This is a genomic window from Roseibium sediminicola (assembly GCF_023156505.1).
In the GTDB taxonomy this organism is placed as follows: domain Bacteria; phylum Pseudomonadota; class Alphaproteobacteria; order Rhizobiales; family Stappiaceae; genus Roseibium; species Roseibium sediminicola.
In genome coordinates this window covers 194,894-221,818 of sequence record NZ_JALNMJ010000009.1, presented here as the reverse complement: position 1 = coordinate 221,818, position 26,925 = coordinate 194,894, and the positions used below count along the sequence as shown (strand labels likewise).

Below are 26,925 nucleotides of genomic sequence, written 5' to 3'. Positions count from 1 at the left end.
ACCCTGGAGCGACGACCCGTCTTCGTGATGGGGCCACGCGAAAGGTTCCGGTCTTTGCTGCCGCTTTCCGATACCTGACCGATATCGGCCTCCCGCTTTCGGCAATCCGCCCTCGATGCACAAACTGTGGTCGACAGCGGATAATTAAGCAGTATACTGATGATTAGCATGCTGTCAAATATAATCAGTATACTTCCTATTATTGCTTGGGAGCGCCTCGTGACTGACCTCAAGAACATGCCGGGCCATCTGATCCGGCGCATGCAACAGATCGCGGTCGCCGTGTTCCACACGGAAGTCGAGGCCGCCGGTATCGACATCACGCCCGTTCAGTATGCGGCGCTTGTACGTGTCGCCGGGAATCCCGGTATCGATCAGGTGACGCTGGCCGGACTGATCGCCTATGACCGCACCACCATTGCCGGGGTGGTCGACCGCTTGGTTCAAAAGAATTTTCTGACCCGGGACGTCAGCCCCAAGGATCGGCGCGCGAAAGTCCTGCATATCACGGAGGCGGGCAAGGAAGCGCTGAAGGTGCTCACCCCCGCGGTGGAACGCGCCCAGGGCGTGATGTTGCGCGGCCTGGACGATGCCGAAACCGCTGAATTCATGCGGCTGCTCACCAAGGCCATGGAGGCCGTCAACGATCTCAGCAGGGCGCCTCTGCGCGGACGGCCATCAAAATCCTGACGCTTGTCATCTGCCGCCGGAGCTCCTGCCGTCCGCCCTTTGACATTTTCCGCCACTTCATTAGGCTGGTCGCACGACGAGCACCCGCATTGAGGCGGCCTCAAAACTCACCTACCAGACAGAATTGCGATAGGCACCATGACCGAAGCCAAGGCCGGCGATACGGTTCAACTTCATTACAAGGGCACCCTGGACGATGGCTCCGTCTTCGACAGTTCCGAAGGCCGGGATCCGCTGGAATTCACCGTCGGCTCCGGCCAGATCATCCCGGGCCTCGACAAGGCCATCCCGGGCATGAAGGTCGGCGACGAAAAAACCGTGCGGATCGAATCCGACGAAGCCTACGGCGCCCACAACCCGGCGGCCCGCCAGGCGGTACCGCGCTCGAACATTCCGGACAATGTACCGCTTGAAGTCGGTCTGCAGCTGCAGGCTCAGACAGAGACCGGCCAGATGATGACCGTCGTCGTCGCCGAAATCGCGGAGGACGAAGTGGTCCTGGACGCCAACCATCCGCTGGCCGGCAAGGCGCTGACTTTCGAGATCCAGCTCACCGGGATCAGCTGACCGCAAGGGTCAATTGATCCGTTTCTTCTTCGGACCTCTCTCCATCGTCCTCCCGGTCAAGCGCTGCGCGAACCAGGCCCGGAGAGCCAAGAGAGTTTGAAGGGTCAAACCGGATCACAAGTTAAGGCATCGGCACCCCGATCCCGGATCTTCGCTGCGCTGCGTCCGGGATGACTTTGGAGAGGGCTTAGCAAACAAATGAAAGCCCCGCAGTCGCCTGCGGGGCTTTTTCGTGCCGGGACCTCAAGGGCAGAGCCTTTACCGGCGCGATCGTCAGTCCATATAGACGCTGCCGTTGGCCTTCTCGACTTCCGTCTTGAAGGTGGCCAGCAGCTCGTTGGCCTTCGGATCGAGATTTTCCGCGACATGGGTCTCGAAGGCCGGCTGGGTGGCGGCCGCCATCGCGGCGCGCTGGTCGGCGGAGAGCGCCGTCACCTCCATCTTGTCCATCAGGCCGGCAAGGCCCCGGTCGGAGGCTTCGATAATGCGTGACAGGCCGCGGCTGGCGGCAACACAGCTCTCTGCCGCGTAGCGCAGGGTCTTCTGCTGGTCTTCGCTCAAGCCTTCAAAGAAGGAACGGTTGACCATGAAGGTGTAGGGCGAGAACAGGTGGTTGGTCAGCGTCAGGTATTTCTGCACTTCGGAGAACTTGGCGAAGGAAATGATCGGCACCGGGTTCATCTGGCCGTCGATCACGCCGGTCTGCAGGCCGGAATAGACCTCGCCCCAGGAGAGCGGATAGGCCTGGGCACCGAGCGCCTGGACGATGGTCTGGTGCGAGGGCAGCGTCATGGTGCGGATGCGGATGCCGTCGAAATCCTCCAGCGAGGCAATCGGATGCTGGGAGTTGGTGACCGCGAAGAACCCGCCCGTGTCCGGGAAGCCGAGCACCACGACATCGCCAAGTGTCGCTTCGATATCCGCGGCCAGCGCCTTGCCGAAATCGCCATCGAAGACTTCATAGGTCGCCGCGTTGTCGGCAAAGGCGAAAGGCAGGTTGAGAACGTCGATGCGCGGATAGTAGCTCGCCAGCGCGCCGGTCGAGGTCAGGGTCGCCTGCAAAACACCATCGCGAACATGCTGGACATGTTCGGCGGCGGAGCCGAGCTGGTTGGACCCGAACACTTCCACCTCCACGGCGCCGTTGGTGTCGGCCGCGACGATGCTGGAGAAGACCGCCGTACAGGCATGCGCCGGGTTTTCGAACGGGTCGGTCTTGTTGTCGTGACCGAATTTCAGCACCTTGCCGTCGGCAAGCGCGCTGCTGGCCATAAGGGTTGCGACGAGGCCGACGGCCAGTCCTTTTGCGATTGCTTTCATAGTTGTCTCCACTTCTCTTTCAGGATTTTTGGCAGTTTTTTGCCGTTTTTTGTTACGGGGCGAACCCGAAGGCGCGCGGCAGGAACAGCGCCGCGCTTTCCCAGAAGGCAAACACGAACAGCACCGCCACCTCGGCGACCAGGAACGGTCCGAGCTTGATGGCAATCCGTTCGAGTTTTTCTCCGGTAACCGAGGAAAGGACGAACAGGCAGGCGCCGACGGGCGGCGTCATCAGGGAAATGTTCAGCGCCAGCACGAAAATGATGCCGGCGTGGATCGGCTCGAGGCCCACCTGGGCGGTGAGCGGCACCAGGACCGGCGCCAGGATAATCAGGATGGCGGTGATGTCCATGACCATGCCGACGATCAGCAGGAACCCGATGATGATGGCGATCACCAGATAGCGGTTGTCGGCCATGCCCAGAATGGTCTCCGCCAGCATCTGGGGAATGCGCTCGAAGCTCATCCACCAGCCGAGAATGCCAGCAAAGGCAATGATGACGAAGATCACGCCGGTGATGCGCGCCGTGCGCACCAGCATGCTGTACAGCGCCTTCATCGTCAGCGTGCGGTAGACAAAGGCGCCGATGAAAAGCGCGTAGGCGACGGCGATCGAGGCGGCCTCCGTCGGTGTCACCACGCCGCCGAGAATTCCGCCGAGAATGATGACCGGCATGAAAAGCGCGGTTAGCGAGGACACGAAGACTTGGCGGATTTCCTTCAGATTCGCCCGGCGCTCCGCCTTTGGCAGGCTGTTGCGGGTCGCCCCGAGCGCGATCACCGCCATGCAAACGGCGCAGATCACCAGACCGGGCAGGATGCCGGCGGCGAAGAGCCCGCCGATCGAGACGCCCATCAAGGAGCCATAGACCACCATCAGGCCGGAGGGCGGGATGGTCGGGCCGATGATCGAGCCGGCGGCCGTAACCGCGCAGGCATAGTCGCGCTTGTAGCCCTCCTTCACCATAGCCGGCACCAGCGTGCGCCCGAAGGCGGCGGCGTCGGCGGTGGCCGAACCGGTCAGTCCGGCGAAGAACACGGAGGCCAGCATGTTGGTATGGGCCAGGCCGCCGCGGAAATGGCCGACCAGCACCTGGGCGAGACGCACCAGCCGGTCCGTGATCCCGGTATGGTTCATGATCTCGCCTGCCAGGATGAAGAACGGCATCGCCAGGAACGGGAAGATGTTGAGCCCGTTGAAGATCCGGCTCGGTCCAATGGCGAGGAACTGGCCGCCGCCCATGTCGATCAGACCGATCACCCCGGCCGCGCCGATGGCGAAACCGATGGGCATGCCCAGCAGAACCAGGCCGATGAAAACAGCCGCGACGATCATGCCGAGGTCTCCCCGAATGGAGGCATGTCGAGATGCGTGCCCGCGTCGCGGATCATGGCGAGCACTGTCTGGATGCAGGCCAGTGCCGCCGCCGCCGGGATCGCGGCATAGAACGGCTGCAGGCTGACGCCGAAGATCATCGCCTGGCGCTTGGCGCCACTGTCGGCAAAGCCCAGCCCGAACCAGAAGACATAGAAAAACAGCGCCAGGATGCAGAGATCGATCGCAACCAGGACTGGCCTGCGGAGCCCGAGCGGCACCCGCATGATCGCTGCGGTCAGGCCGATGTGGTCGCGCCGGGCAATGCCGGAGGACACCGCCAGCATCGCCGCCCAGATCATCAGGTAGCGGGCGATGATCTCCGGCCATGGCAGCTGCCAGTGAAAGAAATAGCGGTCAACGACGCCCAGCCAGACATCGAGCACCAGCAAAGCCATCAGCACGGCCACAACGGCTTCAACACCCCTGTTTAGCCTCATGCTGGTATTGGCAGCCCAGTCGCGCATGTATCCCCCACCTGCAAAATGTACCTTAATTACATTTTCAGAGGAGAAATCGCTTCCCGTCAAGCCATTTTTGTTTTTTAGTTACATTTCAACCGTGGTTTGAGCTATTTTCAGACCTGCGTTGACGCAATTCTGTAATCAAATTACAAATCCCGCAACCAGGGAGACCCGTGTGCAGGCAAAAATCAGAACCCCATCCGGCGACAATTCCAGCGGCCAGGCCGCCATCGACCTCATCTCGGCCCTGCGCGATCATGACGGGCGCTTCCCTGCGCGGGAGCAGAAGGTGGCGACCTATGTGCAGGCACATCTGGCCGACATTTCCGACATGACGATCGCCCACCTGGCCAAGGCCGTCGGTGTCAGCACACCCACTGTGGTGCGGTTCTGCCGGACGCTCGGTTGCGACGGTTTCCGGGAATTCAAGCTGCGCCTGGCCCAGAACCTGGCGGTGAGCCTGCAATATATCTCGCCGCCCGAAGCCAGCGCCCAGGCCACCAGCGACACCGCAATCGACCGGGTCCTCGGCGCTCTTTATGCAACGGCCAATGTGATGCGCGGCCAGGTGGATCCGCTGGTGCTTGAACAGGCAGTGACGCGGATTTCCGGATGCCGCCAACTGGTTTCCGCGGGCATCGGCGGAGGATCGTCGATGGTCGCCAACGAGGCCGCCAACCGGTTTTTCCGGCTGGGCATCCCCTCCGTTTCGCTGGAAGACAGTTACCTGCTGCAGATGCGGGCCGCGACCCTCGGGCCCGACGACGTCCTGCTCTGCGTTTCGGCGAGCGGCGAAGCGGAAGAACTGGTCAGTGCCGCGGAAATCGCCGGCGGCTACGGCGCCACGACCATCTCGATCGCGCCAAAGGGCTCCCGGCTGGCGCAGATTTCCAAGATCGCCATCCTGGTAGACCTGCCCGAAGACCCGGACATCTACAAACCGACCGCCTCACGCTATGCCCATCTGATCATTGTCGATGCCATCGCCATGACCGTGGCCCAGACACGCTCGGCGGCGACGGCCGAAAATCTGCGGCGCATCCGGGCGTCGCTCACCGCGTTTCACGGCCGGACGGGACCGCAACCCCTGGGCGATTGACGGCGGCAAGAGCAAATTTCCAGGGCGTCAGCCTGAAACCGCCGCATTCTGATGCGAAAAGCTGAGAAGCCGATTGCATTTCTCGTGGCGGTCACCCTATGTATGTTATTGGTTTTCAAAGCGCTTGTCCGGGGACACGGAATTCATGGCTGTAGATATCGATGCACTGGTGGATAGACGGCGGCTCCGGCGCAAAGTGACCTTCTGGCGGATTGCGACCTTTGTCGTCATCGCCGTGGCGCTGGTCTCCGGCATTCTCTATGTCTCCGGCGCGTCCGAGCTGTCCAAGCGCACAGCCCATGTTGCGCGCATCCCGATTGAAGGTCTCATTGTCGAGGACCGCAAGACGCTCAAGATGATCGAGAAAGTCGGCAAGTCCGATGCGGTCAAGGGCGTCGTCATTTCGATCAATTCTCCCGGTGGAAGCACGACGGGCGGTGAGGCGCTTTACGAAGCGCTGCGTGCCCTCGCCGAGAAAAAACCGGTTGTCGCGGAAATCCGCACCATCGGCACCTCCGCCGGCTACATGGTGGCGCTTTCCGCCGACCATATCGTCGCCCGCTACAACTCCATCACCGGCTCGATCGGCGTGTTGTTCCAGTTCGGCAACATTCAGAAGCTCCTGGAGACGGTCGGTGTCGAGATGGACGCGGTCAAGAGCGCCCCGCTCAAGGCCGAACCCGATTTCTATTCGCAAACCAGCCCGGAAGCACGGGCCATGCTTCAGGGCCTGGTCACGGATTCCTATGACTGGTTTGTCGGCCTTGTTGCCGACCGCCGCTCGCTTGATCCGGCGAAAGCACGCACACTTGCCGACGGCCGCATCCTGACCGGTCACGAAGCCCTTTCCGAACAGCTCGTCGATGCCATTGGCGGCGAGAATGCCGCCATTGCCTGGCTGGAAAACGAGAAGGGCGTTTCAAAGGATCTTCCGGTCGTCACCTGGTCGTCCAATGAGAACCTTGATGAGCTGCCGTTTTCCTCCCGGGTCTCCCGAGAATTCGGAAAAGGCATCGGATCGGCCCTTCTGGATCCGATAAATGACGCTAAAGGGCTGATTCCACGGGGGCTTACGCTTGACGGGCTCGTATCCGTTTGGCAGGCTTCTGACGCGGCAGACAATAATCGCTAAGCGAGGGGGCCTTCATGATCAAATCTGAGCTTGTTCAGCATATTGCCGAACAAAATCCGCATCTCTATCAGCGGGACGTTGAGAACATCGTCAACGCCATCTTGGACGAGGTCACAGAGGCTCTCATGCGCGGCGACCGTGTCGAACTGCGTGGCTTCGGAGCGTTTTCGGTGAAGAACCGGCCCGCCCGGATCGGCCGCAACCCGCGCACCGGCCAGAAGGTTGAAGTGGACGAAAAATTCGTGCCCTTCTTCAAGACTGGCAAAGAAATGCGCATCCGGCTGAACGATGGTGTGGATCACGGCGACGACTGATTGCACCCGCCGTCTGATCGCATCTAAAATGAAACCCTGATCCGACAATCGGGAGAGAACAGTGACCCGTTTCATCAAGAACGTGATTTATTTTGCAATCGCGGTGGTCCTGATCCCCCTATCGGTGGCCAACCGGCATACGGTTTCCCTGTCACTGAACCCGTTCGATCCGGCCGATCCGCGCCTGACCGTGCCTGATATCCCGCTGTTCTGGATCATTTTCGCCAGCCTTGGCGTCGGTATCATTGTCGGCGGCCTTGGTGCATGGGCCAAACAGGGCCGCTGGCGCAAGGAAGCCCGCGTGAAACGCCGGGAAGCCGCTAAATGGCACAAGGAAGCCGATCAGCTGCGCGAAATGCAGACGAACGCCCAGCCGGCAAGCGGCGTCAAGGGTTTGACCGGGCCGGGCAACCGCTCCGCCGCTTGACCGGCGGCTCAGATGCGGATCATCTCCAGCGATGAAATCGACGCCTGTCTCGATGACAGGTCCGTTCTCGAAACCCTGCGCCGGGCTTACCGGTCCAACACGGTCGCGCCCGAAACCGCTCCGTTGCCGATCGACCGGCTGAACCAGCTAAGCGGCGCCCTGTCCCTGCAGCCGGCCTGGACCGACTTCGCCACTCAGGGCGATGTCAGCCGCGGCTATATCGGCTGCGCATTGTCGCTCGACCTGCCGGAGCAGTCCGGACAGGCGGCCAGCCTTTATCTTCTGTTCTCCGGCGCCACCGGCCAGCCGATTGCGCTGATGGACGGCATGCGCCTGACCGTCTGGCGGACGTCGGCCCTGCATGCCCTGGCCGCCAGCTATCTGTCGCGTGAGGACACGTCCCGTCTTCTGGTGATCGGCGACGATCCGCGTCTTCCCCGTCTAGTCTCCGCCTATGCCGATGTCCGCAACCTGACCTCGATCCTTCTGGCAGGCACCTCGCCGGAGACCCGCAAGCGCATCGCCGGTCTGCCCGAGCTCAAGGGCGTTCATGTCGGGGTTACCGATGAAATCTACGCCGCCCAGGAAGGCGCCGACATGATCTGCATCGCCGGTCCGGAAAGCGGCACCGGCACCCACCATGCGCTGACCTATCTCGACCCGCCCGCCGGATGTCACATAGATGTGATCGACCCGTCGGCGCAGTTGCCGTCCGAACTCCTGGAAGAAGCGCGGCTGTTCACCTCCGACCTTGTCGCACCGCCTCGGCCCGAGCTGGAATGGGCCGCGGACCTTAAGGAATTCACTCAGGGCGAGAAGGCCGGCCGACGCTATTACGGCCAACGCACTCTGTTTCTACCCGGCTCCCGAACGGGCCTCGCCGATTATGCGCTCGCCGCACACATTTTTTTGAGGACCTGACCTCTGGTACATGCCGCCGCACGTCCCATATGCGAAGCAGCAGGGGGTTGCGCCGGGGCGCGCACGTCAAATCAGGGTTGGGCCATCAACCCGGACATGACGGGTCTGCTTCCGGAAAAATCGTTCTGAAAAGGAGCACGTCATGTTGACGACACTTGCCTATTCGGCAAGCCTTCCAGCGATCGCGATCGGGTTGATGTATTACGTATCGGCCACGACCGGGCTGGTCTACTGACCGGACAGCGGTTGCAAGGCAAATGAAAACGCCGGCTTTGTGAGCCGGCGTTTTTCGTTTCACCTCGGCCTCAAAGTCTGCTGCCAAGAAGCATCAGGCGCGCTGCCTGGCGCTAACGCGAGTGCCGGTGTCGCAGATACGTCTTTGGCTGCCATGCCAAGGTTCCATATTGGACAATCAGATGTTTGCGGTTAGCAATAGACGATGGCAGCGCCGATGTGACAGGGAGCAACGCTGGGTCCGATGAGACTACGAACCGGCCTCGATCCGACGGATATCCGCATTCTCAGCGCGGTCCAGAAACATGGCCAGCTGAGCAAGACGAAGCTTGCTGAAATCGTGAACCTGTCCGCCACGCCGTGCTGGGCGCGCCTGACCCGTTTGCGCGCGGAAGGTTTCATCCGCGGCTACCACGCCGACATCGCGCTTGAGCGGGTGGTCGATGTGGCGCGGGTGGTCGTGACCGTTTCCCTGGAGCATCACCGCAAGTCCGACTTCGAGCGGTTCGAAAACCACATCCGGGCCGAAGACGCGATCATCAATTGTGTCGCCACCGGCGGCGGCTCCGATTATGTCATGACCGTTGTCACGCCGAGCCTCGCCAGTTTCCAGGAGCTGATGGAAGAGCTCCTGTCGGCGGAACTGGGCATCAACAAATACATGACCTATTTCGCCACACGTCTGATCAAGGCCCAGCAACCCAACCTGGCCAAGCTGGTGTCACCTCCTAAAAAATAGTCCGATGTCTGTTTGGGCTGAGATGTGCCTTCAAAACAGTCCGGGCAGTCTCGCGACATGCTGATTTTCAGGCCACGCGTTCATTCGAAAAGTCTTATTTCCTAGAGCAACAGCAACACCGCTGCGGGCCATGCCCTGGAACATATGGGTGGAGGATTTGATGCAAGCTCGTGAATTCGGTTTTGGAACGCAAGTTCGGAAGTCTCCCTATTTCGATGCAACCGTTCGCTGGGGCGCCCAGGGGTTTTCCGTCTATAATCACATGTATATCCCGCGCGATTTCGGTGATCCGGAACAGAACTTCTGGAACCTGGTGAATGACGCGATCCTGTGCGATGTCGCCGTGGAACGCCAGGTCGAGATCACCGGCCCCGATGCTGCAAAATTCACGCAGATGCTGACCCCACGCGACCTGTCGACCATGGCGGTGGGCCAGTGCAAATATGTCCTGATCACCAATGCCTATGGCGGCATCCTCAACGATCCGATCCTTCTGCGCCTTGGCGAGAACCACTTCTGGCTGTCGCTCGCCGACAGCGACATCCTGCTCTGGGCACAGGGCGTCGCCGTGCATTCCGGCCTCGATGTCACCATCACCGAGCCGGATGTCTCGCCGCTGCAACTGCAGGGTCCCAAATCCGGCGAGATCATGTGCGCGCTGTTCGGCGAGGAGATCATGGACCTGCGCTATTACTGGCTGCGCGAGATGGAGCTGGACGGTATTCCGCTCATTGTCTCCCGCACCGGCTGGTCCAGTGAACTCGGTTATGAAATCTATCTTCGGGACAGCGCTTATGGCGACATGCTCTGGGAGCGGATCATGGCTGTCGGCGGGCCGCTCGGCCTGAAACCGGGCCATACCTCATCCATCCGCCGGATCGAAGGCGGCATGCTCTCCTATCACGCCGATGCCGATATCAACACCAACCCGTTTGAACTCGGACTGGACCGGCTGGTCAATCTGGACACCGGCGCGGAGTTCATCGGCAAGTTCGCTCTGCAGCGTATCCGCGACAACGGCGTGACCCGCAAACAAGTCGGACTGATCATCGACGGCGCACCGCTGCCGGGCCCGAACACTGCCTTCTGGCCCATCCATCGGGACGGGGTCTGCGTCGGCAAGGTGACTTCGGCGGTCTATTCGCCGCGGCTGGAGAAAAACATCGCTCTGGCGATGGTTTCCGTAGACTGCGGCGACATCGGCACACCGCTCGAAGTCGTGATGCCTTCCGGCGAAACGGGCGCCACCGTTGCTGAGCGTCCCTTCTTCGACCCACGAAAGAAACTCGCAGCCGCTTGAGGCTTGATCAGCGGACGGAACACGGAAGGGCGCAAACATGTCGGATCTTTCGATCGAGCTGCACTGGCAGCGCAGCGAAACGGCCTTACAGGCCGGAAACTACTCCAATGTCCACACGGTGCAATACAATGCCGGCCATGAGGTTCAGGTGGATGCCGCCCCGGATTGGGGCGGCGATCCCGGCAACACCAACCCCGAACAGGCCCTCGCGGCGGCCCTGTCCAGTTGCCACATGATGACGTTTCTCGCGTTGTCGGCAAAGGCGGGCTGGCCCGTTGCGAGCTATCACGACCGCGCGGTCGCCCAACTCGGCAAGAACGCGAGGGGGCAAATGTCCGTGACGCGGATCGACCTGCATCCGAAGGTGCGCTTCGACACCGGTTTCGACATCGAGGCCGACAAGCTGGAACAGATGCAGGAACGCGCCCATCGCTACTGCTTCATTGCCAACACACTTGCCGACAGCGTCGAAATCAACGTTCTTTGAGCGTTTGGAAAGGCGTTGGCATATGCACGAATGAAAAAGCCGGTTCTAGCGAACCGGCTTTTTGCTTGCCTTGGCAGCGACCGTTCCGGCTCAGCCCGCTTCCGCGGCCGGGGTCATCCAGCCTTGAACCGCGCCGCCGACATCCTTCAGGATCGCGATCCGGCCAATGCCCGGTACGTCAAAGGGCGGCCGGATCACCTCGCCGCCATGGGCCTTGGCGAGCTCCAGGCGCTCGTCGATGTTGTCGACGGCGATATAGGACATCCAGTGTTCCGGAACGCCTTCGAATTGCGGCCCCGCCATCGGAAACAACCCGCCGACGGGCTTGTCGCCCAGATTGGCCACCACATAGGTGCCTTCTTCCATCGGCATTTCGGTAAAGGACCAACCGAGCGTCTTGCCATAAAAGTCACGCGCCTTCTGGGTGTCCCGGGTCATCAGTTCGTTCCAGTAGAATATCCCGTGTTCGGCCATTTCCGTCTTCCTCCCGATCTTTTCGAGCAGCGCTATCTTAGCGCAACCCGCGGGACAAACCTGTGACAAATAACAAGAGTGCCGCCAGCATCAGCGGGTACGGCCGCGATAGCCCGGCAGTGTCCAGCCGCGCTGGATGGCGCCGCCGCGCAGCACGAGCGCGACAAGGCCGGCTGCCACCATGCACAGGACCTGCGGCAATCCCAGTTGCACCAGCAGGACATAGCTCCCCGCACCGGCAAAGGCAGCACTGACATAGATTTCCGATTTGACGATGGAGGTCGGTTCACCGGCAATCGTGTCGCGAATGACCCCGCCAAAGGTCGCCGTCGACACGCCCATCAGGACCGCGACCAGAATGGTATCGCCGACCGTCAGCGCCTTGGCGGCGCCCATGACCGAATAGGCTGCAATGCCGACTGCATCGGCCCATCGCAGCGGTTTACTCAGGGTCTCGATCCAGTCGGCGAAGAACCAGACCAGGATGCTGACGACCAGGCAGACCAGCAGATAGGCCTCGTTGGCCACCCAGAACACCGGCACACCGAGCAGAAGGTCCCGCAGGGTGCCGCCGCCGATGCCGGTCAAGGTTGCAAAAAACAGAAAGGCGATGAAATCGAGCTGCTTGCGCGAGGCCATGATGCCGCCGGTGACGGCAAAGACGGCCACGCCAAGATAATCCAGCATCTGCAGCAGCATGGTGCCCCCGTTCCTTGTCTGCCTTTTTGGCCAGAATAAACTGCCTCACCGATTGTCATCCCGGTTTGTCGCGCCAGCGTCAAGACCGGGCCTCAGTACACCGTGAAATCGGGGAAGAAAACACGCGACTGTTCCGTGGTTACTGGGGCCCGGTCTTGTCTCTTCGAGGCAAACCGGGATGACAAATCGAGATGGCATCGGTGTCCAACGGTTGTCGGGTCAGTACAATACAAAAGGCCACCCCCGCAGTTTGCGGGCGTGGCCTTCCAAGAAGCTTTTCTGCTTGGCTGTCAGGCGCTCTTGTCGACCGTCTGGCCGGCTTCGCCAGCCGGTGCCGCCTGGGCGACGTCCTTGGGGCCGCCCTTGGAAACACCGACCATGGCCGGGCGCAGCACGCGGTCGCCGATGACGTAACCGGCCTGCATCACCTGGACCACCGTGTTGTTCGGCACTTCGGTGTTCGGCACCTCGAACATGGCCTGGTGGAAATTCGGGTCGAATTTCTGACCTTCCGGCTCGAGCTTCTTGACGCCGTTCTTTTCCAGCTGGTTGAGCAGATCGCGCTCGATCATCTCGACGCCCTCGATCAGCGAGGCAACGCCGGCATCTGCGTTCTTGCGGTCGTCCTCGGGAAGGGCTTCCAGCGCGCGGCGCAGATTGTCGGACACGGTCAGCATGTCTCGCGCGAAGCCGGAAACCGCATACTGGCGGGCGTCCTTGACTTCCTTCTCGGTGCGGCGGCGCAGATTTTCCATCTCCGCCATGGCACGCAGCGCGCGATCCTTCAGCTCGGCGTTTTCCGCCTGCAGGGCTTCAACCGGATCGGCGGCAGCTTCGGCAGCCTCACCCTGAGCGGCTTCGGTTTCCGGCGTCACATCCGCCGGCTGTTCTTCCGGGGTTTTGTTTTCGTCAGTCATGAATGTTCCGTTTGGCTCAATCTCTTTGCGGCTGCTTTATACCAATTGCAGGCCTTTTCAAAGCGCATCGGCGGACAAGCCGAAGCTTCCCCGCCGGACGCGCTCATATGGTCTGCAGCCGGGCGGCCGCAGGACAGCGATCAAAGGGCGCTTTTGATCCAGTCGGACAGCTTGCCTTTCGGGGCGGCGCCGATCTGGGTGGCCATCGGCTCGCCATCCTTGAACAGGATCAGCATCGGGATCGACCGGACGCCGTATTTCATGGCCATGTCCTGGTTCTCGTCGATGTTGAGCTTGGTGATTTTCACCTGGCCGTCCATCTCCTCGGAGATTTCCTCAAGGGCCGGTGCAATCATCTTACAGGGACCGCACCATTCGGCCCAGAAGTCGACCACGACCGGGCCGTCGGATTTCAGAACTTCCGTTTCAAAGGAAGAATCGGTGACTTGCGTGGTTGCCATAACAAGATCTCGTAGTTCTAGGGAGCGCGCCTACCCGATGTAAGCGCGTCGGTTGGCCAGAACGTAGGAAGCAAGAGGCCCGCCGTCAAGCGGCTGTGCCGTCAGGCCGCAATGCCGCAAAGGTCTCTTCCAGCCGTTCCGCCGGGATTTCCATCAGAGCGGGAGCGGCGGTCCACAGCAGCACCGCGGAAATTTCCCTGCCCGGATAAATCTGCTTCAGCATTTCCCTGTAAACACAAAGCTGTGCGCGGTACTCCAACGGAACCTCCGCTTCTGACGACGGTGGATAGAGGTTGGTCTTGTAATCCACAATCACAACCCGGTTTTCCTCCACCAGCAAGCGGTCGATCTGGCCGGAAATGTCCACCTCGGTGCCATCACTGGCGCGAATCGTGCCGACCAGGGGCACTTCGGCACGGGCGCTTGACGCAAACAACGGCGCAAAATCCGGCGCTTCCAGAATGGCCGCCACTTCTTCCAGCAACTGGTCCTGCCAGTGCGCGAATTCGGGTTTCAGCGCCCGGGACAGATAGGCGTCGGCCGCGGCCATACGTTCGGCTTCCGGCAAATCGGGAAGAAGTTCCAGGAGACGGTGGATCAGCCGGCCGCGTTCCAGCGGCCAGGAGGCCGGGTCCCGGCCCGCCTGGAGGCGCGACACCGCGGGCACCGGCTCAATGCCGTCCTTTTCCTCCATGGCCTCGAAAGCCTTTGACGGTTGCAGCCGCTTTTTCTTGCGGAGTGGCCTTACCGGCGCGGACAGCCAGGCCGGCAGAGAGACCGTGTCCTTTTCGACGGTTTCCGCGGCATGGGCCGCCTCGGGTGCGGAGACCCCGGCACCTTTCGGGTCCTTCTGCCAGCGCCAGGCGGTAATCGTGCCGTCCGGGCGGGTCAGCTCGCGCGCTTCCGGTTTCAGGGCTCGGGAGACCATCGAATACCAGCAGTCCTCATGCGCGCCGCGTTTCGGCTCCCAGCCGCAGACCACCAGCCGGTCCTCTGCCCGGGTCAGGGCAACATAGAGCAGCCGCCGGTATTCCTCTTCCTGCGCCGCGCGCAGCTCGGACACCGTGTCGTCGTGCCAGGGCATGCGGTCGGCCTTGGGCGGCAGCCAGACCAGCGCCGGCGGCAGCAGATCGTTGTCCAGGCGCGGATGCGGCAGGAAGGCCGGATCGTGGATGGCACTGACCGGTGGCGCGCCCGGATCGACCAGGATCACGATGCGCGCTTCCAGCCCCTTGGAACCGTGCACGGTCATGATCCGGACCATGCCCTTGGTGTTGGTCAGCTCGCGCTTGATCTCGGTGGGAGCCGCCGCCATCCAGGCAAGAAAACCTTCCAGGCCCGGCGTGCCCGCCTGTTCATAGGCAATCGTCAGCGCCAGGAACTCGTCCAGAACGTCATCGACCTCAACGCCGAGCCGGGCTCGGAAAGCGCGGCGGCCGCCGTCGGCCCCGAGCAGCCGGGCATAGAATTCGTAAGGCGGCACGAAGTCGGCGCGGGAGCGCCAGTCTTCCAGCTTTGCGCGGACGCCCCGCCAGAGCTCCGAGGCCTCGGACCGTTTGACCAGCATCTGCCACAGCGTGCCCGGGCGAATCTTCTCCGGCGTCTCGCGGGCAATGTCGAAGAGATCGTCATCGGTGAGACCAAAGAGCGGACTCTTCAGCACACAGGCGAGCGACAGGTCGTCTTCCGGCAACAGCAGGAACCGGCCGAGCGCGGCAAGGTCCTTGACCGCGACATGGTCGGTCAGGACCAGCCGGTCGCTGCCGGCCGCCGGAATGTCGAGCTCCTTCAGTTCCCGGTTAAGCGCTTCCACAAAGGGACCACGCTTGCGCACCAGGATCATGACGTCGCCCGGATCGGCCGTGCCGTCGCGCATCCAGTCCGCGATTTCCGCGGCGATCCGCTTGGCCACCTTCAGCATCGGACTGCCCGTGCCGACATGGTCGATCGGTTCGCGCCAGTCGTCCGGCTCCTCGATCTCGGCCTCGGCTTCCAGCGGCCACAGATCGACGATGCCCGGGTCCCGGCGGATCGCCTCATGCACCGGCGCCTTCACCTCCTGGGAAAGCCCCTTGTGGGCGCCGGCATCCTGAAACACCCGGTCAACGGCACCGAGCACATCGGGCGTGGAGCGGAAGGAGAGCTGCAGATTGACCGAATGGAATTCCCGGTCCGCTTCGCCGGCCCTTTGTTCGAAGGTCCTGCGCATGGCATCGAAATAGGCCGGCACGGCACCCTGAAACGAATAGATCGACTGCTTCTCGTCGCCGACCGCAAACAGGGTGCGCACCCGCTCATGCGCGCCCTCGCCGGTGAAGAATTCCGCCGCCAATGCGGTCACCACATCCCACTGGCGCGGGCTGGTGTCCTGGGCTTCGTCGACGAGAATATGGTCCAGCCCCTGATCGAGCTTGTATTGCACCCAAAGCGCGGCGTCGGACTTCTGCAGCAGCGTCGCGGTCTTGACCACCAGATCCTCGAAATCAAGGTAACCGCGCGCAGTCTTGGCGCGCTCATAGTGGCGGATGACCGCATCGGCGAGGCGCAGCAGCGCGGCGGTACCTTCATAGGTCGCGACCTTGCGGCGGGCATCCAGAAGGTCCAGCAGGCGCGCCTGTTCGGCTTCCAGGGCCTCGACCATCTGCGGGAAATCGGCGGCGATCTTCTTTGTGGCAAGTGCCTTGCGCGGTTCCAGCTTCGCGGTCAGGAAGATTGTCAGCCAGGCTTCCCGGAAGGCCGCCGGGTCGCTCAAGGCAGCCGCGTCGACCAACGCCCCCGCCCGTGCCTGGTCGGTCTTGGCGCCAAGGTTCAGGGCTTCGGCATAGGCGCGGCAGGCGTTGAGATCGAGCGGACACTCCGCCTTGAAGCGCAGATCGAAGCCCGACAGCCGCTCGGACGGATCGACGTCGAGCAGGCCGGCGAGTTCGCCAAGGGCGGCGTCCAGCCCGTCGGCATCATTGGTCCAGCGGCGGAAGGCATCGCGATTCTGGATCAGCTCGTCGAGCGCCTTTTGCGCGCCGCCATCGCTCATCAGCTCGATCACCGAGGCGAGCGCATGGCCATAGGCACTGCCCGGATCGGTCTCAGCGGCATGGAGTACGGTGGCGCGGGATTCAGCCATCAGCTCGGCCGCCACCCGGTCGTCCAGCACGGCGAAATGGCCGGCGACATTGGCCTCCAGCGGGAACTGGTGCAGCAGCGCTTCGCAGAAGCCGTGGATGGTCTGGATCTTCAGCCCGCCCGGCGTTTCCAGCGCCCGGGCGAACAGGCGCCGGGCCATGGCGAGGCGTGCGGCATCGGGCCTGCGGCCTTCGATGTCCTGCAGCTCTTTCGTGAGCGCTTCGTCGTCCTTGGTCACCCAGTCGCCAAGAATGCGGAAGACGCGGGTGGCCATTTCCGCAGCCGCCGCTTTGGTGAAGGTGAGCGCGAGGATGCGCGACGGATCGGTGCCGTCGAGCAACAGGCGCACGACCCGGCGCGACAGAACGAAGGTCTTGCCCGAACCGGCATTGGCGCTCACCCAGGCGGAGGCACGAGGGCGCGAGGCGAGGTCCTGGCGCTCGCGCGTCAGAAGGGGGATCTGGAAGCCGCTCATGCGCTGTCCTCCGACCCGAGCGCCCATTCCTGGGTCCGTGCCAGATGATCATAGTCGCCGTCCATCTGCCGTTCGCGCATGACCCGCGCCCGCGACAGATAGCCGGTCTCTTCCTTTGCATAATGCGCGATCAACTGTTCGAGACGGGTCCAGGAATCCTCGATCAGGTCTTCCAGTGCCGTGTCCTTGGGGTTGCGCACAGCTTCGATGACGGGCTCCGTGCCCCCTTTCAGCTGCAGGTAAAGCAGCTCGGTGACGGAAATGTCCGCCGGCACGTTCTTGAAGCCGAAGCGCTTGATCATGGCCGCTTCCAGCGGCAGCTGCGGCGACAGCAGGGCATCGACCTGTTTTTGTGAAGGCACCTGGCCGGTCTTGTAGTCGATCACCGACAGGCCGCCGCCTTCCAGGAGATCGATCCGGTCGGCGCGGCCGCGCAAACGGAAGTCGAAGCCAGGCAAGGCAAGGGCGACGCCGCCGCCGATCTCCAGGAATCGCTCGGACACCGATTTCGAGCGCCTCGACTCATAGGCTACAAAACCGGCGGCAATTTTCTGGAAACGCGGCCACCACAGGGCCCGGATCGCAGGAAAGGCATCCAGCGGTTCGAACAGTTCCTCACCGATCCCGATCAGGGCCTCGACCGCGCTGTCGTCAAACGGTCCGGTCCAGGTCATCAGGAACCTCGCCAGGGCATCGTGAACGAGATTGCCCTTGTCGGCGGCGCCCGGTTCGCCACCAATCGGATCGACCGGCTGCAGCTCGAGCACATGGCGGGCATAGATCGCGTAGGGATCGCGGATCAGGCGCTCGATCTCGGTGATCGACAAGGAGGCCGGGCGGGACGCGAGCGGCGGTTTCGGATCCGGGCGTCTCGCGGGCCGGACCGGTCCGTCGGAACGGTCGAGACGGGCAGCATAGGCGGAATAGACCGCACCACGTTTTTCCAGTTCTTTTGTGAGATCCGGACCGGCCAGTGTCGTCAGCCGCTGCAGCCAGCGGGAAGCGACCGTCGGGGCGCCATCGGACCGGGCGGCGCGTGACAGCAGCACCCGCTTCGCGCCAAGACCTTGCGCAAAATCATGGGCCGCGGCGCCAAGACGGCGCTCGGGCGGCTCCAGGCCCATGTCCCGCTTCATCGGCCGGTTCAGCCAGGGATCGTTGCGTGTGCGCTGCGGCCAGACGCCTTCGTTGAGACCGCCCAGGATCATGAAGTCGAAGCTTTGCAGACGGGCTTCCATCGGTCCGAGGATCTGCACCCTGGTGTCACCCGGCAGTCGGCGGCGCACCGCCTGGCCCGCCATCAGCGCCGGCAGCACGGACGGCCATTCGCCCGGCGGAATCTCAAGACCACTGGAACCGGCTTCAAGGAGGCCGGTCAGGAACTGCGCCAGCGCCTCGCCAGCCTCGGCCGCGTAAAGCTCCGCGACAGACCCGGCATCGTCGACCGCGACCGCCTCGATCACCTCGACGAGGCGCCGGGCCAGGTCGATCAGATCCACGGGTTCATTCGCCTCAGCCAGTTCTTCCAGCGGGGCCAGTGCCGTTGCCAGCCGGTCGGCCAGGTTTGCGATCACGTCCCAGTCGGCCTCGTGGATCTTTTTCCAGCGCGGCGTATGGGCCGTCTCGGCAGCTTCCCGGCTGGCGGATACCGCCTGTTTCAGGCCGGCCGTTCCTGCGCGCGCGCGGGGTCCGCGAATGACACCGCGTTCCAGTGCCCGCGCCGCCGAACGAATATCCTTGACCGGCAGGCCGAGCCGGGTCAGCGGGTGTTTCAAAAGCGCCAGCAAATCGATCGGCTCGCAGCCGTTCAAGGCCAGCTTGGCCGCCAGGATTGCGAGAATGGCGGGTGCGGTCTGGTCGAGCGGCCGGCCTGCGCTGTCATCCACCTGGATCGACCAGCGGGCGAGTTCCGCCGCCACCCTTCTCGTCAGCATCCGGTCGGCGGAGACCAGCGCGGCAGTTTCACCCAGGTCGATCGCTTCGCGCAGGGCAATGGCAACGCTGAGCGCTTCGTCAGCCTCGTTGCGCGCCGTCATGATGGCGACGGTCTCAAGCGCCTGGGCCCGCTCGCCTTCCGGGCGTCGATCCAGAAAGCCGGTCCAGCCGTCGGAGGTCTCGGCGGGGCGCAGCGCCTCGGAGACCAGTTCCTCGCGCAGGAGCAAAGCCGGATCCGGCGCCGCGCCGAGCGCGCGCACGTCGTCCCGTCTGACGCCCAGCCGGTCCAGAAGCTGCTTCAGCGAATATTGCGGGTGGGACGGCAGCGTCATCTCTTTGGGTTTGCCTGCCGTCCGGACCGCTATCCCGCGCTGGCCGAGCACCGACCAGGACCGCTCGTCCATGAACCGGTCGAGCCCGGGCAGCACGATGGCGCTCTTATCAAGGCCGGCGACCACTTTCAGGAGTTCCGCCGTTGCCGGAACCGAGCCAGTGACACCGGCGACAATCACGGGGCCACGCTGCGGCGTTTCTCTGAGTCGCTGCGCTTCACGCCGGATCAGCGCAGAGCGGCGGGCTTTCGGGTCCATCTGGCCGCGCTCGGCGAGATGCGCCGGCCACGCCTCGCGCACGATCTGAAGGAAGTCGAGCGTGATCTGCCAGTAGCGGGCATAGTCATCCGGCACCAGGCCGGAGAGTTCCGTCCAGTCGGCCTCTTCCGTTTCGACCTCGTCCATCAAGGTCAGCAGGTCGCCGGCAAGCCAAGCGGCATCGGCCGTCGAGGCCGGCAGGCCGAGCGGCTCGTCGGAGCGGAGGCTGAGTGCTTCACGGCGCAGCATGCCCTTCCAGGCCTTGACCAGCCGGGTCATGGCAAGATGCCGTTCAAGTAGCGGCATTGCGGGGGGAAGCGGTTCCAGATCCGCATTTCCCGTCAGGCTTTGCAGATCCTCGTCCGCGTCACCGACCGGCCGGATCGCCGGCAGCAGGACCGGCCGGCCGCCGAAGCGCTGTTGGAACAGCTCAGGCAGCAGGCGCGCGGCGCGGCGGGTCGGCAGGTAAAGCGTGGCATCCGCCAGAAGCAGCGGATCGTCCAGCGGACGGAAGCCCGGCACGAGCGTGCCGTCGACCAGCGTGTCGACCAGGGTTTTCAGAAACGGAACGGACGGTGGAACAGACCAGAGACGTGTTGTGTCCGCCATTCTCAGGCAGCACTCTCACGCACGGCGTATTCGGCGGCGCGGATGGCATCAGGCGTGCCGATATGCAGCCAGAGCCCCTCCATCTGCACACCGAAGAGGCGTCCGTTCTCGATCGCCTTGTCAAACAGGGTGTTCATCGAGAACGGCCCGTCCGGAGCGGTCTCGAAGAGACGCGGATGGAGAATGGCGGCGCCCGCGTAGGCAAAGGGCGTGACGCCCTTTTCCGGCCGCCGGGTCAGCGAACCGTCGCGGGCCATGTCGAAATCGCCGCGCCCGGCATAGCCGATTGCTTTGACCGTCTCGGCAATCAGCAGCAGGGCATCCATGCGGCTGTCGTCCCAGGCGTCGATCATGTGCTCCAGGTTCGGCTTGACGCCTTCCACCCAATAGCAAGTGTCCGCATTCAGCTGGAAAAACGGTTCGTCGCCCAAAAGAGGCAGGGCCTTCTTGATGCCGCCGCCGGTTTCGAGCAGCTGGTCCCGCTCGTCGGAGACCACGATGTCCATATCCGAGCGGCGCCGGACATGCACTTCCACAAGGTCAGCCAGATAGTGGACGTTGACGACGCAGGCCTTCACCTTGGCCGCGGCCAGGCGATCCATACCATGGTCGATCAGGGCCTGGCCGTTGACTTCGATCAGCGGTTTCGGCGTGGTCGCCGTCAGCGGGCGCATGCGCTTGCCGATGCCGGCGGCAAGGATCATGGCTTTGGAAGGACGAAACCGCGATTGTGTCATCGTTTTTCTCAGTTGGTGGCCTTCGGCGGACTATACCGGTTTCAAGGCCGAAAGCGTGCGTACCAGTCTTTCAAATCCGACAGGACAGGCCTGTCAAGCACCCGGTCGAGATAGCCTAGCATGCGCGGCAGATGGCTCAAATAAGCCGGCTTACCGTCCCGCTTTGCCAGACGGACAAAGATCCCCAGGATCTTGGTGATCCGCTGCGCCGCCATCACCGCGTAGGCCTCGGAAAACCGCTCCTGGTCGAAGTTGGAAGACTGTTTTTTCCTCGCCGAGACATAAGCATCGAAGAGCTCCGATTCCAGGGCTTCGGAGATGTCCGTGCGGGCGTCCAGTAGCAGCGAAGCAACGTCATAGGCGACGGGTCCGATCACGGTGTCCTGAAAATCGATCAGGCCGATCCGGTCAGTACCAGCAGCCCCTTCCTGCCAGAGCAGATTGGGCGAATGAAAGTCACGCAGCACCCAGCCGGATTGCGCATCCGCGATCGCTTCGAGCGCGCGATGCCACAAAGTCTCAAACGTCTTCTGCGCGGCCTTGTCCAGCGGAGCGCCGGTAACATGGGGCACATGCCACTGGGTGAAGAGAGACGCTTCGGCGACCAGCGCCTCATGCGAATAAGGCGAGACCTGATAAATGGTGCCATCGGAAACAGGCACGCTGTCCGGCCAGGCTTGACCATGCATCCTGGCCAGGATGTCCACGGCGACATGGTAGCGCTCGGGCACAGGCTTGCCGCCTGCAACGATGGTCTCGGCCCCCAGGTCCTGCGACAGCACATAGCCTGCTTCGAGATCGGCGGCATAAATCTCCGGTGCCTGGAACCCGTGTCTGCGCAGTTCCGATCCGATCGCGGCAACGGCCCGGCAATCCCGGGCCAGATGCACGCTTTGCATATAGGCGCGAACGGCGGACGGCACCCTGTCGCCCTGGAAGGGCCACAGCATCAAGACCGCCGTCGCGTCTCCGCCGGCGATGGTCTCGAAGCCGCGCAGGGAGGCGTCGCCCGCGAGAAACTGGCGCTCCGCCGCAGCCCGGTTCGCCGAGCGCAAGAAGGCGCGCGCCGCGAGCGTCTGATTGATCCTGTCCTGCCAGGCGGCTTCGTCGGAGAAAAACCGGAAACGGCGCCTGTCGGCGTTGTCCGATGGCTGTGAAATCTGGATCCAGAGTGCCCCGGAAGGCAGCAGCTCCTCCGCCTTTTCCGGCCATTCGATCAGCGCTGCGCCCGTCTCCAGCAGATCGTCCAGTCCAAGCTCCTCGATCTCCTCCGGCTCTTCCAGCCGGTAGAGATCGAAATGCGACAGGTCGAACCGGTCGAAGGCATAGGTCTGGACCAGGGTGAAGGTCGGGCTCGGCACTTCCAGATCCGGATCGCCTGCAAAGGCCCGCAGCAGAGCCCGGGTGAAGGTCGACTTTCCGGCGCCAAGGTCACCGGACAGGCACACGGTATCGCGGGGCCTGAGTGCCATCGCAATGTCGTTGGCCAGGAGACGGGTCGCCGCCTCGTCGGCAAGATCGAGTTCCAGGAAAGATGACGGCAAGTGCCTCAGGTCGTGGTCTGCCATCCGGCACCCTATTCCGCCGCGGCGGTGTCCGCCAGCTCGGGCCGGGCCGGGAAAGTGCAGGTCACGGTGGTGCCGGTGCCTTCCGACGACTGGATGTCGACCGTGCCGCCATGAAGCTCGACAAAGCTCTTGACGATGGCAAGGCCAAGGCCCGCGCCCTGGCGGCGGGTGCCGGTGTCATGGCCGACAAAACGGTTGAAGACCTGGGTCAGAATTTCCGCCGGGATGCCGTAGCCATGATCCTTCACGACAAAGGTCACGCTGCCATCCTTGCGGCTGCAGCTGACATCGACGACACCTTCGGCTTCCGAATACCGGACGGCGTTGGAAATCAGGTTAAACAAAACCTGGCGCAGACGCTTTTCGTCGGCAATCATCATGCCGATGTCGTCCGGCACATGGGTGCGCAGATTGATGCGGGTTTCGGCAAGCCTATCCTTCAAGCCCTCAACAGCGGCCTCGACCGTGGCGGCGACATCGACTTCGCCCAGATCGAGTTCCATGATGCCGGCATCGAGCGTCGCCAGATCGAGAATGTCGTTGATGATCGCCAGAAGCGCGGAAGAGGACGACTGGATGTAGTCGGCATATTCGCTCTGCTTGTCGGAAAGCTCACCAAATTTCGGATCGGCCAGCAACTGGGCGAAGCCGATGATGTTGGTCAGCGGCGAGCGCAGCTCGTAGGAGACGTGCTGGATGAAGGCGTTCTTGATCTGGTCGGCCTGCTCCAGTGCCTCGTTCTTCTCCAGAAGAGCACGTTCCACGTTGACGCTGTCGGTGACGTCGACAAAGGTCACCAGCGTTCCACCGTCAGGCAGCGGCACCGTGGCATAGTCGAGCACGTCGCCATTGTGCCGTTCCAGCCGGCTGACCTTCTGGGTGCGGTTGTCGACGAGGCCAGTGACGTTACCGGCGAGCTGTTCCCAGGCGTCCCGCTCCAGATCGCTGAGCGTGCAGGCCGAGACCACTTCCTTGACATGTGGCAGCTCGGAGAGTTGATCCTCTTCGAGCCCCCAGATGCGGCCGAAGGCCGGGTTCCACAGGCGCAGACGGCCGTCCGAGCCGAACACGGCGACGGCTTCCGACAGATTGTCGAGCGTTTCGCCCTGCACCCGGGTCAGCGCGTTGTAACGGCTTTCCAGATCGAGCTGCTCGGTGACGTTCTCGTAGATATAGGTGACGCCGCCCTGCGGATGCGGATTGGCGATGACGCGCAGCGTGCGGCCGTCCGGCAGGTGCCACCAGCTCTCTCTGGCCTCGACCGACTGATAGCTGTCCAGCATCTTGTTGCGCCAGCCGCGATAATCGGCCTGTTCCGGAATCTTGCGCGCGGCACGCAAAGCGTCGAGCACCGCACTGTCTTCCGGGCGGCTTTCCAGGAAGGCCGGATCGAGATCCCAGAGCTGACGGAAGGCGGCATTGTAGAATTGCAGCTTGCGGTCGGCGCTGTAGATGGCGACCGCCGCGGCCAGCTGGTCGAGCGTGCGGCCATGGAAATCCTCGGCCCGGCCGAGTTCCTTCTTGGCCTGTTCCAGTTCGCTGATGTCCACGGCAATGCCGGCCCCACCGACATTGGCATTGACATCAGTGACCTCGAACACGCAGCGCTCTCCGGAGGCGACAATCGGAATGCGGGCGTTGAAACAGCCATCCTCTGTGCGCTGCACGGCCATGGCGGTGCGCGCAGCCGCATCGAGGAAGGCGGCGCCATCCCTGATCGCGGTTTCGGCATCGGGCATGTCGACCGCCTCGGCATAGGCCTGGTTGGCCCAGATCAGGTTGCCTTCCGCGTCCCGCTGCCAGGCAGGTGCCGGCATGGCATCAAGCAGGGCGTGCAGCATATGCAGCTCGCCGGATATCTTGGCGTTGCGAGCGGCAAGCTCTGCCTGCATCTGGCGTTCGCCCGTCAGGTCGCGCAGGCGCAGGACAACCGCGCCACCGGTGGTGCGGCCAAGCGCTTCCACATAGCTGCCGGTGCGGGTCTTCAAGGTGGTGGTGAAGGCTTCGCCGGTGCGGAACAGCATGTCCAGATGGCGTTCCAGGTCGCCGGCGCATTTGGCGGTCAGCCAGCTGCCGAAGGCCAGCAGCTGCGCCGGCGGGCGCGGCACACCGGATTTTTCCGGCAAGACACCCCAGATCTGCGGCATGGCGCCGTTGCCCGTCCATACGATCACCCGCTGCTCATCGGTGTTGAGCATGGCTTCGAGGCGGTCGACACGGAACTTCAGGTCGCCCTTTTCCTTTTCCAGCGCGCTGGTCAACTGGGCGGCCTGCTTGCGGTGACGGACAAGCGCGATGGCGGCGGTGATCGCGAAGGCGCACATGCCGCCTAACGCGCCAAAAAGAATCATGCTATCGGGAGAGATGGCAGCGGTCGTGTCGGCGAGCATATCGGCCGCCGCCGGACCAGCGAACAGGCTTGTGCCTGCAAGCGCGGTTCCGCTCAGCTTGACCGATTTCAGACTCCATTCTCGCCACGTCGCGCGTGGCCGCGCGCCGTTCCTGCTGCCTTTCGGCATATTGTGATCCCCTTACGCCGCTTTGCCCGGCTCTTGCGGGCTGCAGCCCCCGGTTTCTGGGAGCAAATCAAAGACATCCGCCTCCTGGCCTTTGATTCGTCTAAACCATAACCTTTTTGAGAATCACGCAGAAGAGTCCGTTATTGAAAAGTTAACAGGACCCTTAAAATTCAAGGGTCCTGCATTTTTTTGTTCACAGACCCGAATCGGGGCGCTCACCATATCTAGTGGCACCCCTCTCCGAAATCAGTATTTGTAGTGTTCCGACTTGAACGGACCGGTCTTGTTAATCCCCAGATATTGAGATTGGCTGTCCGTCAATTCGGTTAACGTGACGCCGAGCTTGGCGAGATGCAGGCGCGCGACCTTCTCGTCCAGGTGCTTCGGAAGAACGTAGACTTCGTTCTTGTACTGGTCGCCCTTGGTGAAGAGCTCGATCTGCGCCAGAACCTGGTTGGTGAAGCTGGCGGACATGACGAAGCTCGGGTGACCGGTGGCGTTGCCGAGGTTCACGAGACGGCCCTGGGAGAGCAGGATCATGCGCTTGCCGTCCGGGAACTCGTACATGTCGACCTGGTCCTTGACCGGGCGGCACTTGGTGTTCTTCAGAGCGGCAACCTGGATCTCGTTGTCAAAGTGGCCGATGTTGCAGACGATCGCCATGTCCTTCATGCCGCGCATGTGGTCGAAGGTGATGATGTCCTTGTTGCCAGTGGCGGTGACATAGATGTCGCCCTCGGGAAGGACCTGTTCCATGGTCTTGACCTCGAAACCGTCCATGGACGCCTGCAGGGCGCAGATCGGATCGATTTCGGTGACGATCACGCGGGCGCCGGCGCCGGCCAGCGACTGGGCGGAGCCCTTGCCGACATCGCCGTAACCGCAGACGACGGCAACCTTGCCGGACATCATCACGTCGGTGCCGCGGCGGATGCCGTCGACGAGCGACTCGCGGCAACCGTAGCGGTTGTCGAACTTGGACTTGGTGACGCTGTCATTGACGTTGATCGCCGGGAACGGCAGCGCGCCCTTCTTCTGCATTTCATAAAGACGCAGAACGCCGGTGGTGGTTTCTTCCGAAACGCCCTGAATCAGTTCTTTCTGCTTGGTGAACCAGCCCGGGTTGGCGGCCATGCGCTTCTTGATCTGCGCGAACAGGCACTCTTCTTCCTCGGAGGTCGGGTTCTCGATGATGTCGGTCTCGCCGGCTTCCACGCGCGCACCCATCAGGATGTACAGCGTGGCGTCGCCGCCATCGTCGAGGATCATGTTGGCGCCGTCCGGGAAATCGAAGATCTTGTCGGCATAGTCCCAGTACTCTTCCAGGGTCTCGCCCTTGATGGCGAAGACCGGAATGCCGGCGGCGGCAATGGCGGCGGCGGCCTGGTCCTGGGTGGAATAGATGTTGCACGACGCCCAGCGGACTTCCGCGCCCAGCGCGACCAGGGTCTCGATCAGAACGGCGGTCTGGATGGTCATGTGCAGGGAACCGGCGATACGGGCACCCTTGAGCGGCTTGGAAGCGCCGAATTCTTCGCGGCAGGCCATCAGACCCGGCATTTCATGTTCGGCAATCTCGATTTCGGTGCGGCCCCAATCTGCGAGCCCTATGTCTTTGATAATGTAGTCGGTCATGAAAGTGTCCTGCTGTTTGAGCCAGCTTTGAAGGCCAGATCTTGAGAAGCGTCCGGCCGGTCAGCGCGCCACCCGTTCGGGGCGCTCCGGCAGACGCATGCCGATTTCCGGACATGA

23 protein-coding genes are annotated in these 26,925 nt (G+C 62.7%); 10 read left to right on the top strand and 13 right to left on the bottom strand.

Annotated features, from left to right (window positions below; all coding sequences use genetic code 11):
• Positions 1-237: 237 nt before the first annotated feature.
• Both M0H32_RS14870 and M0H32_RS14865 read left to right on the top strand, forming a co-directional pair.
• On the top strand, positions 238-690 hold the full coding sequence (locus M0H32_RS14870) for a MarR family winged helix-turn-helix transcriptional regulator (RefSeq protein ID WP_248155384.1): 453 nt from the start codon (positions 238-240) through the stop codon (positions 688-690).
• Positions 691-828: 138 nt separating this feature from the next.
• The gene (locus tag M0H32_RS14865) at positions 829-1,257 is read left to right on the top strand and encodes an FKBP-type peptidyl-prolyl cis-trans isomerase (protein WP_248155338.1); all 429 of its coding nucleotides are present in this window, start codon (positions 829-831) and stop codon (positions 1,255-1,257) included.
• A gap of 273 nt (positions 1,258-1,530) precedes the next feature.
• Here M0H32_RS14865 and M0H32_RS14860 read toward each other — a convergent pair whose 3' ends face one another.
• From M0H32_RS14860 to M0H32_RS14850, 3 genes are read right to left on the bottom strand one after another with little or no spacing between them, the layout of a single operon-like run.
• Positions 1,531-2,577 (bottom strand): TRAP transporter substrate-binding protein, encoded by a 1,047-nt coding sequence (locus tag M0H32_RS14860; RefSeq protein ID WP_248155336.1) that lies wholly within the window; start codon positions 2,575-2,577, stop codon positions 1,531-1,533.
• Between the two features lie 52 nt (positions 2,578-2,629).
• Entirely contained in the window at positions 2,630-3,913 is a 1,284-nt protein-coding gene (locus tag M0H32_RS14855) for a TRAP transporter large permease (protein ID WP_248155333.1), read from the bottom strand.
• Positions 3,910-4,419, bottom strand: coding sequence for a TRAP transporter small permease (locus tag M0H32_RS14850; protein ID WP_248155331.1), 510 nt, complete (start codon positions 4,417-4,419; stop codon positions 3,910-3,912). The genes M0H32_RS14855 and M0H32_RS14850 overlap by 4 nt, the downstream gene beginning before the upstream one ends.
• Positions 4,420-4,591: 172 nt before the next feature.
• Here M0H32_RS14850 and M0H32_RS14845 point away from each other — a divergent pair, with 172 nt between their 5' ends.
• The 8 genes from M0H32_RS14845 to M0H32_RS14810 all read left to right on the top strand — a co-directional run bounded on the left by M0H32_RS14845 (position 4,592) and on the right by M0H32_RS14810 (position 11,069).
• Positions 4,592-5,515: a MurR/RpiR family transcriptional regulator gene (locus tag M0H32_RS14845; RefSeq protein ID WP_248155329.1), complete on the top strand. Its 924-nt coding sequence runs from the start codon at positions 4,592-4,594 to the stop codon at positions 5,513-5,515.
• Between the two features lie 145 nt (positions 5,516-5,660).
• Complete coding sequence (gene sppA / locus M0H32_RS14840; RefSeq protein ID WP_248155327.1) at positions 5,661-6,647, top strand: signal peptide peptidase SppA; 987 nt, start codon at positions 5,661-5,663, stop codon at positions 6,645-6,647.
• Between the two features lie 14 nt (positions 6,648-6,661).
• A complete protein-coding gene (gene ihfB / locus M0H32_RS14835) occupies positions 6,662-6,961 on the top strand; it encodes an integration host factor subunit beta (RefSeq protein ID WP_152503906.1) in 300 nt (99 codons plus the stop codon).
• 61 nt (positions 6,962-7,022) lie between these two features.
• Positions 7,023-7,388 carry a lipopolysaccharide assembly protein LapA domain-containing protein gene (locus M0H32_RS14830; RefSeq protein WP_248155325.1) on the top strand — a complete coding sequence of 122 codons (366 nt, stop codon included), beginning with the start codon at positions 7,023-7,025 and terminating at the stop codon, positions 7,386-7,388.
• A 12-nt stretch (positions 7,389-7,400) separates the two neighbouring features.
• The gene (locus tag M0H32_RS14825; RefSeq protein WP_248155323.1) at positions 7,401-8,309 is read left to right on the top strand and encodes an ornithine cyclodeaminase; all 909 of its coding nucleotides are present in this window, start codon (positions 7,401-7,403) and stop codon (positions 8,307-8,309) included.
• Between the two features lie 478 nt (positions 8,310-8,787).
• Positions 8,788-9,282, top strand: a complete 495-nt coding sequence (locus tag M0H32_RS14820; protein ID WP_248155321.1) for an Lrp/AsnC family transcriptional regulator — start codon at positions 8,788-8,790, stop codon at positions 9,280-9,282.
• A 160-nt stretch (positions 9,283-9,442) separates the two neighbouring features.
• Complete coding sequence (locus tag M0H32_RS14815) at positions 9,443-10,582, top strand: glycine cleavage T C-terminal barrel domain-containing protein (protein WP_248155319.1); 1,140 nt, start codon at positions 9,443-9,445, stop codon at positions 10,580-10,582.
• A 37-nt stretch (positions 10,583-10,619) separates the two neighbouring features.
• Positions 10,620-11,069 carry an OsmC family protein gene (locus M0H32_RS14810; protein ID WP_248155316.1) on the top strand — a complete coding sequence of 150 codons (450 nt, stop codon included), beginning with the start codon at positions 10,620-10,622 and terminating at the stop codon, positions 11,067-11,069.
• Between the two features lie 90 nt (positions 11,070-11,159).
• Here M0H32_RS14810 and M0H32_RS14805 read toward each other — a convergent pair whose 3' ends face one another.
• The 10 genes from M0H32_RS14805 to ahcY all read right to left on the bottom strand — a co-directional run bounded on the left by M0H32_RS14805 (position 11,160) and on the right by ahcY (position 26,808).
• On the bottom strand, positions 11,160-11,543 hold the full coding sequence (locus tag M0H32_RS14805) for a VOC family protein (RefSeq protein ID WP_248155314.1): 384 nt from the start codon (positions 11,541-11,543) through the stop codon (positions 11,160-11,162).
• Positions 11,544-11,633: 90 nt separating this feature from the next.
• On the bottom strand, positions 11,634-12,242 hold the full coding sequence (locus M0H32_RS14800) for a trimeric intracellular cation channel family protein (protein WP_248155312.1): 609 nt from the start codon (positions 12,240-12,242) through the stop codon (positions 11,634-11,636).
• 290 nt (positions 12,243-12,532) lie between these two features.
• Positions 12,533-13,159: a nucleotide exchange factor GrpE gene (grpE, locus tag M0H32_RS14795; protein ID WP_248155310.1), complete on the bottom strand. Its 627-nt coding sequence runs from the start codon at positions 13,157-13,159 to the stop codon at positions 12,533-12,535.
• A 140-nt stretch (positions 13,160-13,299) separates the two neighbouring features.
• The gene (gene trxA / locus M0H32_RS14790) at positions 13,300-13,620 is read right to left on the bottom strand and encodes a thioredoxin (RefSeq protein WP_248155308.1); all 321 of its coding nucleotides are present in this window, start codon (positions 13,618-13,620) and stop codon (positions 13,300-13,302) included.
• Positions 13,621-13,705: 85 nt separating this feature from the next.
• Positions 13,706-17,215, bottom strand: a complete 3,510-nt coding sequence (gene addA / locus M0H32_RS14785) for a double-strand break repair helicase AddA (protein WP_248155306.1) — start codon at positions 17,213-17,215, stop codon at positions 13,706-13,708.
• Positions 17,212-20,349: a double-strand break repair protein AddB gene (gene addB / locus M0H32_RS14780; RefSeq protein WP_248155304.1), complete on the bottom strand. Its 3,138-nt coding sequence runs from the start codon at positions 20,347-20,349 to the stop codon at positions 17,212-17,214. The genes addA and addB overlap by 4 nt, the downstream gene beginning before the upstream one ends.
• A 2-nt stretch (positions 20,350-20,351) precedes the next feature.
• Positions 20,352-21,086, bottom strand: a complete 735-nt coding sequence (locus M0H32_RS14775) for a nucleotidyltransferase family protein (RefSeq protein WP_248155302.1) — start codon at positions 21,084-21,086, stop codon at positions 20,352-20,354.
• Between the two features lie 41 nt (positions 21,087-21,127).
• Entirely contained in the window at positions 21,128-22,654 is a 1,527-nt protein-coding gene (gene tsaE / locus M0H32_RS14770; RefSeq protein ID WP_248155300.1) for a tRNA (adenosine(37)-N6)-threonylcarbamoyltransferase complex ATPase subunit type 1 TsaE, read from the bottom strand.
• A gap of 8 nt (positions 22,655-22,662) precedes the next feature.
• Entirely contained in the window at positions 22,663-25,173 is a 2,511-nt protein-coding gene (locus tag M0H32_RS14765) for a PAS domain-containing sensor histidine kinase (RefSeq protein WP_248155298.1), read from the bottom strand.
• Between the two features lie 246 nt (positions 25,174-25,419).
• Positions 25,420-26,808, bottom strand: coding sequence for an adenosylhomocysteinase (gene ahcY, locus M0H32_RS14760; protein WP_248155296.1), 1,389 nt, complete (start codon positions 26,806-26,808; stop codon positions 25,420-25,422).
• Positions 26,809-26,925: the final 117 nt, after the last annotated feature.